Source organism: Paramicrobacterium agarici (assembly GCF_002563955.1).
GTDB lineage: Bacteria > Actinomycetota > Actinomycetes > Actinomycetales > Microbacteriaceae > Paramicrobacterium > Paramicrobacterium agarici.
Window position 1 is genome coordinate 3124135 of record NZ_PDJE01000001.1, and the last position, 13250, is coordinate 3137384.

13 protein-coding genes are annotated in these 13250 nt (G+C 63.8%); 7 read left to right on the top strand and 6 right to left on the bottom strand.

Features of this window, described 5'->3' with window-relative positions; all coding sequences use genetic code 11:
* Nucleotides 1–38: 38 nt before the first annotated feature.
* Entirely contained in the window at nt 39–1163 is a 1125-nt protein-coding gene (locus ATJ78_RS15200) for a GuaB3 family IMP dehydrogenase-related protein (RefSeq protein WP_245836352.1), read from the bottom strand.
* A 126-nt stretch (nt 1164–1289) separates the two neighbouring features.
* Here ATJ78_RS15200 and ATJ78_RS15205 point away from each other — a divergent pair, with 126 nt between their 5' ends.
* From ATJ78_RS15205 to ATJ78_RS15230, 6 genes are all read left to right on the top strand, one after another.
* Nucleotides 1290–2507, top strand: a complete 1218-nt coding sequence (locus ATJ78_RS15205; protein ID WP_098409432.1) for an ROK family transcriptional regulator — start codon at nt 1290–1292, stop codon at nt 2505–2507.
* 99 nt (nt 2508–2606) lie between these two features.
* Nucleotides 2607–3530: a BadF/BadG/BcrA/BcrD ATPase family protein gene (locus tag ATJ78_RS15210; protein ID WP_098409013.1), complete on the top strand. Its 924-nt coding sequence runs from the start codon at nt 2607–2609 to the stop codon at nt 3528–3530.
* Between the two features lie 55 nt (nt 3531–3585).
* Nucleotides 3586–4893: an extracellular solute-binding protein gene (locus ATJ78_RS15215; RefSeq protein ID WP_098409014.1), complete on the top strand. Its 1308-nt coding sequence runs from the start codon at nt 3586–3588 to the stop codon at nt 4891–4893.
* Nucleotides 4894–4901: 8 nt separating this feature from the next.
* Nucleotides 4902–5828, top strand: coding sequence for a carbohydrate ABC transporter permease (locus ATJ78_RS15220; protein WP_098409015.1), 927 nt, complete (start codon nt 4902–4904; stop codon nt 5826–5828).
* Nucleotides 5825–6673, top strand: a complete 849-nt coding sequence (locus ATJ78_RS15225) for a carbohydrate ABC transporter permease (protein ID WP_098409016.1) — start codon at nt 5825–5827, stop codon at nt 6671–6673. The genes ATJ78_RS15220 and ATJ78_RS15225 overlap by 4 nt, the downstream gene beginning before the upstream one ends.
* Before the next feature lie 66 nt (nt 6674–6739).
* Nucleotides 6740–7768: an SIS domain-containing protein gene (locus ATJ78_RS15230; RefSeq protein WP_098409017.1), complete on the top strand. Its 1029-nt coding sequence runs from the start codon at nt 6740–6742 to the stop codon at nt 7766–7768.
* Between the two features lie 120 nt (nt 7769–7888).
* On the opposite strand, the gene guaB is transcribed toward ATJ78_RS15230, so the two are convergent.
* The 4 genes from guaB to groES form a co-directional block, all read right to left on the bottom strand.
* Nucleotides 7889–9391, bottom strand: coding sequence for an IMP dehydrogenase (guaB, locus tag ATJ78_RS15235; protein WP_098409018.1), 1503 nt, complete (start codon nt 9389–9391; stop codon nt 7889–7891).
* 113 nt (nt 9392–9504) lie between these two features.
* Complete coding sequence (rarD, locus tag ATJ78_RS15240; RefSeq protein WP_098409019.1) at nt 9505–10428, bottom strand: EamA family transporter RarD; 924 nt, start codon at nt 10426–10428, stop codon at nt 9505–9507.
* Nucleotides 10425–11060 (bottom strand): HAD-IA family hydrolase, encoded by a 636-nt coding sequence (locus ATJ78_RS15245; protein ID WP_098409020.1) that lies wholly within the window; start codon nt 11058–11060, stop codon nt 10425–10427. Before ATJ78_RS15245 ends, rarD begins: the two co-directional genes overlap by 4 nt.
* A gap of 73 nt (nt 11061–11133) precedes the next feature.
* Nucleotides 11134–11448, bottom strand: coding sequence for a co-chaperone GroES (gene groES, locus ATJ78_RS15250; RefSeq protein ID WP_281253409.1), 315 nt, complete (start codon nt 11446–11448; stop codon nt 11134–11136).
* 140 nt (nt 11449–11588) lie between these two features.
* Here groES and ATJ78_RS15255 point away from each other — a divergent pair, with 140 nt between their 5' ends.
* A complete protein-coding gene (locus ATJ78_RS15255) occupies nt 11589–12776 on the top strand; it encodes a THUMP-like domain-containing protein (protein ID WP_098409022.1) in 1188 nt (395 codons plus the stop codon).
* Nucleotides 12777–12780: 4 nt separating this feature from the next.
* Here the strand turns inward: ATJ78_RS15255 and ATJ78_RS15260 are convergent, their stop codons facing one another.
* Nucleotides 12781–13236, bottom strand: a complete 456-nt coding sequence (locus ATJ78_RS15260) for a DUF4190 domain-containing protein (RefSeq protein WP_098409023.1) — start codon at nt 13234–13236, stop codon at nt 12781–12783.
* Nucleotides 13237–13250 lie beyond the last annotated feature (14 nt).

Sequence of the window (13250 nt, forward strand, 5' to 3'; positions counted from 1 at the left end):
GGCGTGAGCCTGTCGAATGCTCACGCCCTGGTTCGACGCTAACGCAGTCGGTACGGCGCGACAACTACCTCGACGCGCTGAAACTCCTTGAGGTCGCTGTATCCCGTTGTCGCCATGGAGCGCTTGAGCGCCCCGAGCAGGTTCGCCGTGCCGTCGGGCGTTGTCGCGGGTCCGTAGATGATCTCTTCGAGCGTGCCGGTCGTGCCCACCTCAACGCGGTTGCCGCGGGGCAGCTTGGAGTGGTGCGCCTCGGCTCCCCAATGGAAGCCGCCGCCAGGGGCGTCGCTCGCTCGAGCCAGCGTCGTGCCCAGCATGACGGCGTCGGCGCCGCACGCGATGGCCTTGACGATGTCGCCTGAGGTGCCGAGTCCGCCGTCGGCGATGACGTGAACGTAGCGGCCGCCCGACTCGTCGAGGTAGTCGCGGCGAGCGCCGGCGACGTCGGCGACGGCGGTCGCCATGGGGGCGTGGATGCCGAGGGTGTTGCGCGTTGTCGATGCGGCACCGCCACCGAACCCGACGAGCACGCCCGCCGCGCCCGTACGCATGAGATGCAGTGCGGCCGTGTACGTTGCCGCTCCCCCGACGATCACGGGAACGTCGAGTTCGTAGATGAACTTCTTGAGGTTGAGGGGCTCCTGGTTCTGCGAGACGTGCTCGGCAGAGACTGTCGTTCCGCGAATGACGAAGAGGTCGACGCCCGCGTCGACGACGGTCTGGTAGAACTCCTGCGTGCGCTGAGGCGACAGCGAGCCCGCCACGGTGACGCCGGATTCGCGAATCTCCTCGAGTCGTGCCGTGATGAGCTCAGCCTTGATCGGCTCGGCGTAGAGCTCCTGCATGCGGGCGACGACCGCGTCGGCGGGCATGCTGCGGATCTCGTCGAGAATCGGCTCGGGGTTCTCGTAACGGGTCCAGAGTCCTTCGAGGTCGAGAACGCCGAGTCCGCCGAGCTGTCCCATCATGATCGCGGTGCGCGGTGACACGACGGAGTCCATCGGTGCGGCGATGAAGGGCGTGTCAAAGGTGTAGGCGTCGATCGTCCATGCCGTTGAGACGTCTTCGGGGTCACGTGTGCGTCGCGACGGCACGATGGCGACATCGTCGAACGAGAATGTGGTGCGTGCCCGCTTGGCGCGGCCGATTTCGGTTTCTTGGCTCACGGCTTCCACCCTACCGCGCTGCATTCTGCACACGTTGTGCGAGTGCGTCTCGGTAGGCCTGCGCGGCGGAGAGATACCATGCTGAGTGCGCAGGCAGTTGCCCGCGCGAACGTGGCGGGAGGGTGCATGCGGCCAGCGACACACAAGGCGTCGACGGCGACGAGCAACACGGTCTCGCGGGTGAACCGCACGGCGATCATCGAGGCGCTCCGCAATCGGGGTCCGCTCTCGCGCCAGCAGATAGGCGAAGCCACCGGCCTCAGCCCGGCGACAGTGAACCGGCTCACGGCGAACCTGATCGACGAGGGCCTTGTCGCGCGCCAGGGACAGATTCCGTCGACGGGCGGCCGTCCCTCCGTTCTGCTGAGTTATACCGGAAACAAGCAACTCGTCGCGTGCATTCAGATGCGAGCCGATTCCTCCCGGGGCGCTCTCATCGACTTCGACTCGCACTTCGTCCACCGCATCGATGTCAGTTTCGAGGATCTTCCACCAGCGGGAGCACCGACCGACATCGAAACAGATGAACGCGTCACCCGCACGCTCGCACTTCTCGATGAGCTCATCGAGACAGCCGACGAACGTGGCACGCCGTGCGTGAGCGTCGGAGTCTCGGTTCCCGGCGTCGTCATGCAACCTGAGGGTCGCGTTGCTCACCTTCCCGAAATGGGCTGGCCCGAGTTTCCCTTGAAGAAACTGTTCGCAGCGCGCACGGAGCTTCCGATCGTGATGGAGAATGACGCGAACGCCCTCGCCGTCGGCGAGCTGCAGCACGGCGCCGGTCGCGGAGTAAGGAGCCTTGTCGCGGTCCACCTCGAGAACGGCCTCGGCGCCGGCATCATCAGCAATGGTCGGATTCACCATGGGTACCGGTTCGAAGCGGGTGAGATCGGGTACCTGCTCATGGAACCCGCATCACTCGAGAAGTCGTACTCCGTCCTTGGCGATCTCGAGGACCGCGTCGGTTCCGTTGCACTCACCCGGAAGGCCCGATCACGCGGTCTCGACGTTCCCGAGGGGCATCTGCTGATGGCAGACGAGATTTTCGATCGTGCGGTGCAGGGCGAAGCAGTCGCTGTCGAGATGACCTCCGAGATCCTCGACATGGTGGCCATCGCCATCGGAGCGATGTCAATCATCCTCGACCCTGAGGTTATCGTCCTCGGCAGCGGCCTCGCCTCTCACGTCGACATGGCGATCCCCGCCATCGAGGAGCGACTCGCCGGCCGCATCATCCGGGTTCCCCACCTGGAGCCAGCAACATTCGTCGATGACGGAGTCCTGGTCGGAATCGCCGAACTCGCCGCCCTCGAGGTGCGCGGTTTCACGTACGTCGCCGGCTAATTCTCACGCGACTGTTGACATCACCGGACCCACCCTCTACATTCGGAACAACTTCTTTTCACTGTGATCGATAAGAAGTTGTGACTCAAGGAGGCGTCTGTGCCCGTTGGCATCGATATCGGTGGAACCAAGACCCACATCGCGTTCCGCGACTCGAACGGGAGCGTACGCGATGACGTGTTCCCCAGTGCACACTGGCGGCGAGGAGGGCTCTTCGGCGATTCAGAGAACGCGAATCGTCTTGTCGGTGCACTCCGCGCGCTGAGCGGAGACGCCGACCCGGGTGCCCTGGCGATCGGCGCCCACGGGTGCGACACTCCCGCCGATTGCGCGCGCTTCGAGCGTCTCATGGAAGCCGCCTACGGGCGCGACGTCACTGTCGTCAACGATGCCCAGCTGCTCGTTCCTGCTGCAGGCCACGATGCCGGGCTCGCCGTCATCGTCGGAACAGGATCGATCGTCGTCGGCTCCTCCCCCGCCGAGCCCATGCTCGTCTCTGGTGGGCACGGATGGCTCTTCGGCGACCCAGGAAGCGCCCCCGGGATCGTGAGGGAATCGGTGAAGCACGTTCTCCAAGGTCGCGACCAGAACGCAGGCAGCGATCTGCTCACTCGACGGCTCACCGATTTCTACGACGTCAATGACGTGACAGGGCTGATCTATACGCTCTCCGTCACGCCGGAGATCGAGGTTTGGGGCGCTGCCGCGCCACTCGTATTCGAGGCGGCCGACGATGGTTCCGAGGTCGCTGCCCTGGTGATCTCCCAGGCGGCTGAAAGCCTGGTGGGGGACGTTCTGAACGTCTATCAGCGCGGGGCTGTCGGGAGCGCGATCGTCTGCGCAGGCGGAGTCGTGACGAACCAGCCGCGGCTCTTCGACGCCTTCCGCGATCGCATTGCGGAGGTCCGGCCGGAGGCGAGTGTGGAGCTCCTGAAGACACCGCCCGTCCTCGGCGCACTCGCGCTAGCTGATTCGACTACCCACCCGCTCCGGGACGATGAACCGAACCGTCTCCTCACGTGAACCCGCGCACTATCCCCCATCGAATAACACCCTCAACGAGGAAGTAGAGGAAACAATGAAAACCCCGCAGAAACGAGTGAGGCGCCTGGCCGCTGCTGCAGCGATCGCCGCGGCCTCGGCTCTCGTCCTCAGCGCGTGCAGCGTCACAGGAGCCCCCACGTCGGCCGGCGGTGCCGGCGATGCCGATTCCGGAACGCTGAATGCCCTCTTCATGAAGCAGGCCGGCTACACAGAAGACGATGTGAAAGCGATGATCGAGGACTTCAATGAGGAGTATCCAGACATCACCGTCAATCCCACCTTTGTCGCCTACGAGGCGCTGCACGACAAAATAGTGACGTCTGCCCCGTCTGGAACCTACGACGTTGTCCTGATGGACGTGATCTGGCCGGCCGAGTTCGCATCGAAGGGCCTCGTCACCGACGTGACCGATAGGTTCCCCGAGGAGTGGGAGCAGGACATGCTCGGGGGCGCGCTCATCACGGCGGAATACCAGGACAAGTACTACGGAGTTCCGTGGTATCCATCGACGAAACTGTTCTACTACAACACAGAGATGGTCGAGCAGGCCGGATACTCCACGTCGGACCTTGACACCTGGGACGGTGTTCTCGAAGTCGCCGCAGCGATGAAAGAGCAAGGGATCGTTAAATACCCGATCGCCTGGAGCTGGGCTCAGGCCGAGGCGCTCATCTGCGACTACGCGCAGCTTCTCGGCGCTTTCGGCGGCGAGTTCACGAATGACGATGGAGAACTCATCATCAACGAGGGACCGGGAGTCGAAGCCCTGAGCTGGATGAAGCAGACCATCGATGATGGCCTCTCCAACCCGAACTCGACGACGTTCCTCGAAGACGATGTGAACAAGACCATGGCCTCAGGTCAGGCTGCGTTCTCACTGAACTGGGAGTCGACGTTCCGGGATCTCAATGACGAATCCATCTCGCAGGTCGTTGGCCAGGTCGGCGTCTCCGCAACGCCGAAGGGAGCGGAAGGAACGCGCCCAGGCGTCAACGGCGCCATGGCCCTCGGCATCGCTTCGAAGTCTGAGAACAAGGATGCAGCGTGGAACTTCATCTCGTTCATCAGCAGTCAAAGCGAGCAAGAGAAATTCGTCACCAGCACCCTGCCGAACTGGAAAGCGTCGTACGAAGACCCCGAGATCACGGAGACCAACCCCGAGGTGTTCGCCGCAGCGAAGGTCGGTTACGACGACGGAATCCTGCGCCCGCAGGTGCCGAACTACAGCGAGGTATCGCAGATCATCCAGGCGGAGATCCAGAATGCGCTCCTCGGGAAGAAGTCACCGCAGCAGGCGATGGATGATGCCGTCGCTGCCGCAAACGATGTTCTGAACGACTGAGCGGAACGATGACGAAACTCGCCACCGTGGCACCTCCACGTCGGCGGACGGGTCGAGAGAGCCAGAAGCGGCTTGCCTTCTGGCTCCTCCTCCCCGCCGCCGTCGCGGTATTCGGCATCATCATCTACCCGATTGCGCGGACCCTGATCATCTCGTTCTTCGAGGTGGAGTCTGCACTCGCCACCGAAACTCCATTCGTCGGTATCGACAATTACGTGGAGGCGCTTTCGAGCTCCGGGTTCTGGGCAGCGATCGGCCGTACGCTCTACTTCACCGTCGTGTCGACCGCTCTGGAGCTGACGCTGGGCATGATGCTCGCGATGCTGCTCAACGCCCGATTGCGCATGCGGTGGCTGTTCCGCGCCATCGTCGTCCTCCCGTGGGCCGTCCCCACGATCGTCAATGCCGCGATGTGGAAGGGAATCTTCAACGCCCAGTACGGCTCACTCAACGCGGCCCTCACACAGCTTGGACTCACCGATGAGTACATCGCCTGGCTCGGCGACCCGTTCCTCGCCCTGAACATGGTGATCCTGGCCGATGCCTGGAAGACGACGCCACTCGTCGCCTTCTTCCTCCTCGCCGGGTTGACGGCGATCAACCCCGAGATCTACGAAAGCGCCAAGATCGACAGAGCGTCGTGGCCGCGCATCTTCCGGTCGATCACTCTTCCTATGCTCCTGCCGTCGATTTCCATCGTGCTCGTGCTTCGCACCGTCGAGGCGTTCAAGGCATTCGACATCATCTACGCGATGACGAGAGGCGGACCCGCGAACGGAACGCAGACGATCGCGTACTACACCTACGTTCGCGCTTTCTCCGATCAGAACTTCGGCATGGGGTCTGCGCTGTCGTACATCATCGTCATCGTCATTCTGATCCTGACGACGATCTACCTCAGAATGCTGCGCCGATCGGAGATGAGCCTACTGTGAGAAACCAAAGACGAAACTCAATTCTTCTGCACATCGCCGCGGTCGTCGTCTCAATACTCATTCTCCTGCCGTTCGCGTGGATGGTCGAGGCGAGCTTCGCTCCGCAGCGTGATCTGGTCAGCCGCCCGATGCGCTGGATCCCGTCTGAAATCGATCTGAGCCGGTATGTCGAGATCTTCCAGGGCGGCGAGGGCAGCGTCGGTTCGACATTCCGCGCCGCGATGCTGAATTCCACGATCGTCGCTGTCTCGGTCGTCGCCCTTGCCATGATCGTCGGAGTTTTGGGGGCATACGCTTTCGCCCGGCTAAAGTTCCCGTTCCGCAAAGCGACGCTGCTGACCTTCCTCGCCACGTACATGCTGCCGCAGATCGCTCTGCTGATTCCCCTGTACTTCATCTTGAATTCGCTTGGTCTGCTCAACACGCTTGTCGGGCTGATCCTCGTTGACTCGTCCCTGGTGATCCCCTTCACGCTGTGGATTCTCAGCAATTACTTCGTGACGATTCCAGACGAACTGGAGGAGGCCGCACGGATCGACGGGACGTCCCGTGTCGGTGCACTCTTCCGCATCATCCTGCCGAGCGCTAAACCGGGGATCTTCGCGGCGATGATGTTCGCGTTCCTCCTCGCGTGGGATGAGTTTATGTACGCGCTGATCTTCACGTCATCAGACGCTGCCAAGACGCTTCCCGTCGCGATCTCGGAGTTCGCCGGGAGATACACGACAGACTTCGGGCTCGTCGCCGCCGGCGGCATCCTCGCGGCGATCCCGCCGATCGTGATCGCCGTCATCTTCCAGCGCTACGTCGTGAGCGGGATGAGCGCAGGAGCGGTGAAGGGGTAGCGACGCATCGTGCACCGGCGCTCTTAGCGTCGGCCAAACGATGTTTCGAACGATGTGGAGAGAACCATGGAACGCATAGAGTACGGTCTCGCTGTTCGCGATCAGCCGGCGAATCTGGAACGAGCGCACCACTCGGTGTCGCAGGCACTTGCCAGGGCAACCATCGAGCCATGGCGCCCGGGCGATACCGTCGCTGTCGTCGCGATGGGGGCGTCGTCGCATTCGGCTCACGCCCTCGTCTTCGCGCTCATAGCGTCAGGGGTACGAGCGTTCCCTCTGTCGGCGTCAGATGCCGTCGCCTACGCTCCGGGCAGCCAACCCGCCGACCATTACGTGATCGTCTCAGAATCGGGGCGCAGCCCCGAACCGCTCAATGCCGCCAAACGATTCACCCCGGGGCGACGCATCGGAATCACCAATGTTCCGAACAGTCCGCTCACCGCTGCTGTCGACGTCGTGCTTCCACTCGGCGACTTCGATGACTCGGGAGTTTACACAGTCGGCTACACAGCAACGCTTCTCGCGTACGCTCTGCTGAGCGAGCACGCTACTGGGCTGACTGCACCTGACCCGAGCTCCGTGTCGGCACGCGTCGAAGCAGCGCTCTCTGATTTCGAGGCGCCGACCGCTCTCGCGGCAGAACGACTGAGTACGGCGCACACCGTCGACTTCGTCGGAAGCGGGATGTCGCTGGCCGCTGCGTCCGAAGGTGCCCTGATGTTCCGCGAAGCGCTCGGTGTCCCCACAGCGGCATTCGACACGTACCAGTACCTGCACGGACCAATGGAGCCGTTGCGCGAGAACAGCGGTCTCGTGATCTTCGGTGATTCACGGGAACTCTCGCTCGCCGATTCGGTTCTCGATTCCGGAGTGCAGGTTTGCCTGGTCACCCAGAGCCCCCTTACAGAGGTTCCCCGCCCGGATCACGAGAACCTTGTCGTGATCTCGCTCCCGTCTGAAGTGACGAGCTTCGAGCGCGCTATCGTCGAGGTCATCGTTCCCCAGTTACTCGTCGGGCACCGGGCCAGAAGCCTCGGCCGCCGCCCGGGAGAATTCACATACCGGCAGCCCGACACGAAACTCCCGCTCACATAGAGCACGGCTCGTTGCGGCGTCCAGGGACAACGCGCTTCGGGCCCGCGCCACATTTTTCGTCGCGCTCCAGTTCTTTCTGGCGCGCAAAACCGAAAGCGGAGCGCAAACAAGGTCAGCGTTCTACCGGCGGTAGTTCGGGGCCTCCACCACGATCTGCACATCGTGCGGGTGCGATTCCTTGAGCCCCGCCGACGTGATGCGCACGAACTTGCCGCGCTTCTTGAGCTCGGGGATCGTGCGGGCGCCGACGTAGAACATCGACTGCCTGAGTCCGCCGATGAGCTGGTAGGCGACGGCCGAGAGCGGTCCCCGGTACGGCACCTGACCCTCGATACCCTCGGGAATCAGCTTGTCGTCGCTGGGTACGTCGGCCTGGAAGTAGCGGTCCTTCGAATACGAGGTCTTCTTGCCACGCGTCTGCAGCGCGCCAAGTGAGCCCATGCCGCGGTACGTCTTGAATTGCTTGCCGTTGACGAAGACGAGCTCCCCCGGCGACTCGTCGCAGCCGGCGAGCAGCGAGCCGAGCATGACGGTCTCAGCACCGGCGACGATCGCCTTCGCGATGTCGCCCGAGTACTGCAGACCTCCGTCGGCGATGATCGGCACGTCGAGATCGCGCACGGACTTCCACGCCTCATACACAGCGGAGACCTGCGGAACACCAACACCGGCGACCACGCGCGTCGTGCAGATGGAGCCCGGGCCAACGCCGACCTTGACAGCATCCGCCCCAGCCTCGGCAATGGCGCGCGCACCGTCGCCTGTTGCAACGTTGCCGCCGATCACGTCGACAGACGCGAAGCTCTCGTCTGCCTTGATGCGGCGGATGAGCTCGAGAACGCCCTCGGAGTCGCCGTTCGCTGTATCGACGACGAGCACGTCGACACCCACGTCACGCAGCGCACACGCGCGCTCCCACGCGTCGCCGAAGAAGCCGATCGCCGCGCCCACGCGCAGGCGGCCCGAGGCATCTTTCGTGGCGAGCGGGTACTTCTCGCTCTTGTCGAAGTCCTTGACGGTGATGAGCCCCTTGAGCACTCCGGCGTCATCGACGAGGGGCAGCTTCTCGATGCGGTGCTTTGCGAGCAGCTCGATCGCTTGCTCGGGGCTCGTGCCGACCGGCGCCGTGATGAGCTTTTCGCTCGTCATCACGGCAGAGACCGGCGTCGATGCTTTCTTGTCGTCATCGACGAAGCGCATGTCGCGGTTGGTGACGATTCCCTTGAGCACGCCTGCCTCGTCGACGACGGGCAGCCCGGAAACGCGGAACTGCCCGCAGAGCTCGTCGACGTCGGCGACGGTCGCGTCTGCTGTGGTCGTCACGGGGTTGGTGATCATTCCCGATTCGCTGCGCTTGACGCGGTCGACCATCTCGGCCTGGTCGGCAATCGAGATATTGCGGTGAAGGATGCCGATGCCGCCCTCACGCGCCATCGCGATCGCCATGCGCGACTCCGTCACCGTGTCCATCGCGCTCGAGAGCAGCGGAGTGGCAACGGTGATGTTCTTCGTCAGGCGCGACGACGTATCCGCCTCGCTCGGAATCACGTTCGTGTGCGCTGGCAGCAGCAGCACGTCATCGTAGGTGAGACCGATGTAGCCGAACGGATCCGAGGTGTCCATAGCGTCCCTTCGCAAGGCGAATTGAGTGTCCGAGAATTCCCGGCGGAGCGGTGCTGGTCGACGCCGGTAATCCATGGTAACCACCGCGGGGCTGTGTTTATGTCTGCGAACGTTCAGGCCATGCTGCGCGCACGACGCCGCGCCGTCCGCGCGCGCCTCACCATGTCGATCGTGAGCAGCACGAGCGCCGCCCAGACGAGAAGGAAGCCGGCCCAACGCTCGGGCGGCATCGGCTCGCGCAAAATGAACACACCGACCAGAAACTGCAGCAGCGGCGTGACGTACTGGAACAGACCCATGTATACGAGAGGCAGGCGGCGGGATGCTGACGCGAAGAGCAGCAGCGGAACAGCGGTGACGATTCCCGAGGCCACGAGAAGCGTTGTGTTACCGGCCCCAGCGGTGCCGAACACGATGCCCGTCGTTGCCGCGACTCCGACGAGCACTATGGCCGCCACCGGGGCGAGAAACAGCGTCTCGAGCGTGAGGCCGGAAATGGCGCCGACGTTGCCGCCCACCCGGTTCTTCATCAGACCGTACAGCCCGAACGAGAACGCGAGAATCAGCGCGATGAGCGGAAAGTTGCCGTAGCCGACCCACAGCACGAGAACCGCGATGCCGCTCACTCCGACGGAGGCCCATTGCAGCGGACGCAGTCGCTCGCGCAGAAAGACGACGCCGAAGAGCACCGTGACGATGGGGTTGATGAAGTAGCCGAGAGACGCCTCGATCACGTGGCCTGTGAGCGTTGCGATGACGTAGGTCTGCCAGTTGATGAAGATGAACACTGCGGCGAGCGTCATGAACAGCATCGTGCGCTTCGACCGGAACAGCGCGAAGAATCCGCGCCAGTCGCGCAGGATGCTCAGCAGAACGCCGCAGAACACGAGCGAGAACAGAATGCGCATCGCCACGATCTCGAACGGCCCTGCCGGTTCGAGAATGACGAAGTAGAGCGGCAGCGCACCCCAGAGCAGGTACGCGGATGCCGCGTAGAGAAATCCGGAGCGGGAGCCCTGGCTCGCAGCCGGCGTCACGAGGCGAGCTCGGCCGCGAGCGAGGAGCGCAGCGCCGCAGCATCCGTGAACTGCACGGCTCGCCAGCCGAACTGCGCAGCCGCCTCGATGTTCGCGGAGAGGTCGTCGGTGAAATGCACGGATGCTGGTGACACGGCGCTGCCGAGGGTCTGCTCGATGAGCGCATGGGCCCGCGCGTAGCAGTCGGGCGCGGGCTTCGCGACGCCAATCTCGTGAGAGTTCAGCACGCGATGAAACCGGTCAGCGATGCCGTGGGTGTCGAGTTCGTGCGCCGTGCGGTCGGTTCCGTTCGTCAATGCGAAAACGGGATGCTCCTGCCTGAGCTCGTCGATGAGTTCGATGGTCTCGGGGATCAGCTGCCCGATATCTGTCGCCCATTCGGCGACGATCGAGCGCGCAGCATCCGCATCGCGCGCCGTCCTGGCAATCATCTCGGTGACCTCGTCAACCCACTCCGCCCGCGTCATGCGGCCTTCGACAAGGGCGCGCCCAAGTGGGTCGGCGAATGCGGCGTCTTCGATGATGCCGACCGGAAGTCCGAGCTCTGCGTCGAGTCTCGCCGCCATGCGCTCGGGTGTGAAGGTGCGGATGACGCCGTCGATGTCGAAGACGAACACCTGTGACACAGCCATATGACGAGTCTACGGCGAACCACAGACAAGGGCCCGGGTGATGATCACCCGGACCCTTAGTGCTGTGCGTCGTTTAGCGCTCGACGACCGCGAGAACGTCGCGGGCCGAGAGCACGAGGTACTCGTCAGCGCCGAACTTGACCTCGGTGCCGCCGTACTTCGAGTAGAGAACGCGGTCGCCGACGGTGACGTCGAGCGGAACGCGGTTGCCGTTGTCGTCGATGCGGCCGGGGCCAACGGCCACGACTTCGCCCTCCTGCGGCTTTTCCTTGGCGGTGTCAGGGATGACCAGACCAGACGCGGTGGTCTGCTCTGCCTCGACCTGCTTGATGACGATGCGATCCTCGAGCGGCTTGATGGAGACCGACACGGTTGACCTCTTTCTCATAAGAAGACGTGAGTTAGCACCCTCACTATCCGAGTGCTAATTGCAAGTTTACGGATGCGCTGGCACTCGTGCAACGTGAGTGCCAACTCCGCGTCTGGTTTCGCTCTCGGCGAGATCGGGCGCATTGATATGTTGGGCGGATGGAACGCGCCGAGCTCGCCTCTCTGCTCACCCCCGACGGCATGGCTCTTCTCGATGAGCTTGCCGGTCAGGACACCGCGGGAGACATCGTCGCAACGGTCACTCGCCTGCGCAAGGCGGGCCACGATCCCGATCTGGTCGCCGCAGCGCTCACACAGTCACGCCTCCGTGCACGCGCCCGCGTCAAATTCGGCGAGTTCGCCGAACGGATGCTGTTCACGCAGGCCGGGCTCGAACAGGCGACGCGCATTCGCGCGGCTGCCATGCACGCGGGGCGGTATCTTGCGAGCAATCTGAGCCGCGTCGCCGATCTCGGCTGCGGTATCGGCGGCGATGCAATGGCGATGGCTGCCATGCAGATCGCTGTCACTGCCGTGGAGGCCGACGAGGTGACGGCGGCAATCGCCACGCACAACCTCGCGCCCTTCGCCTCGGCGCATGTTGTTCGCGGGCGTGCCGAAGACACCGATCTGAGCGACGTCGACGCCGTGTTCTTCGATCCGGCGAGGCGAACGTCGGGGCATGCGGAGACGACGCGGATCACCGACCCGGCGGACTACTCTCCGCACCTCGATACGGTCTTCGAGGTGGCACGTCGAATGCCGACCGGCATCAAGCTCGGTCCGGGATTCGACCGCGACCTGATCCCCGACGACATGGAGGCGCAGTGGGTCAGCGTCGACGGGAGCGTCGTCGAACTCATGCTGTGGTCGGGTTCGCTCGCGCGCGACGGCATCACGAGGGCTGCGCTCGTGCTGAGCGATGACGGCTCGCCCGAGCTGACCGCCGCGGCAGACAGTGCTGACGAGCCGGTTCGCGACCTCGGCGCGGTCCTCTACGAACCCGACGGCGCGGTCATTCGTGCGAGGCTCATCGGCGATCTCGCCCGTCAGCTCGAGGCCGGGCCGATCAGCGAGGGCATCGCCTACCTGACCTCAGACGCGCACACAGCGACGCCGTTCGCGACGGCATTCAGAGTCGTCGAACGGCTGCCGCTCGACGAGAAGGTGCTGCGACGCTGGGTCAAGGGCAACGACATCGGCACGCTCGAGATCAAGAAGCGCGGTGTCGACATCGATCCCGCCGCGTTCCGCAAACGGCTCAATCCGCGCGGCACGGCGAGCGCGACTCTTGTCTTGACGCGCGTCGCCGGGCGGCACACGGCGCTCGTAGTCGAGCGGGTCTGACCGATCAGGTGTAGTACGCGCCCGACATGCCGACGGTGCCGAGAAGGACCACGAAGAACACGATGTAGATGATGATGATCGCGACGATGATCGCCGTGAACACGTAGCCGAGGATCAGTCCCGTCAGAGCGAGGCCGTCGCCCTGCTCCCCCGTCTCACGAATCTGCTTGCGGGCGATGTGGCCGCAGATGATCCCGGCGATCGGAATGAAGAACGCCGAGATGATGGCAACGATCGCCAGAACGTTCGTGCCGGGCTGAGGCGGATACGCGCTGTACGGCTGCTGACCGTATGGCTGCTGCACGTACCCGGGTGGCGGTGTCGTCTGCTGACCATAGGGCTGCTGGCCGTGAGGCTGCTGTCCGTACGTCGGCGCTGGCGCCTGCTGACCGTAGCTCGGCTGCTGGTTCTGTCCATACGCGGGCTGCTGGTTCTCGTGGCCCTGCTGTGGATCGCTCATTGTCTGTGATCTCC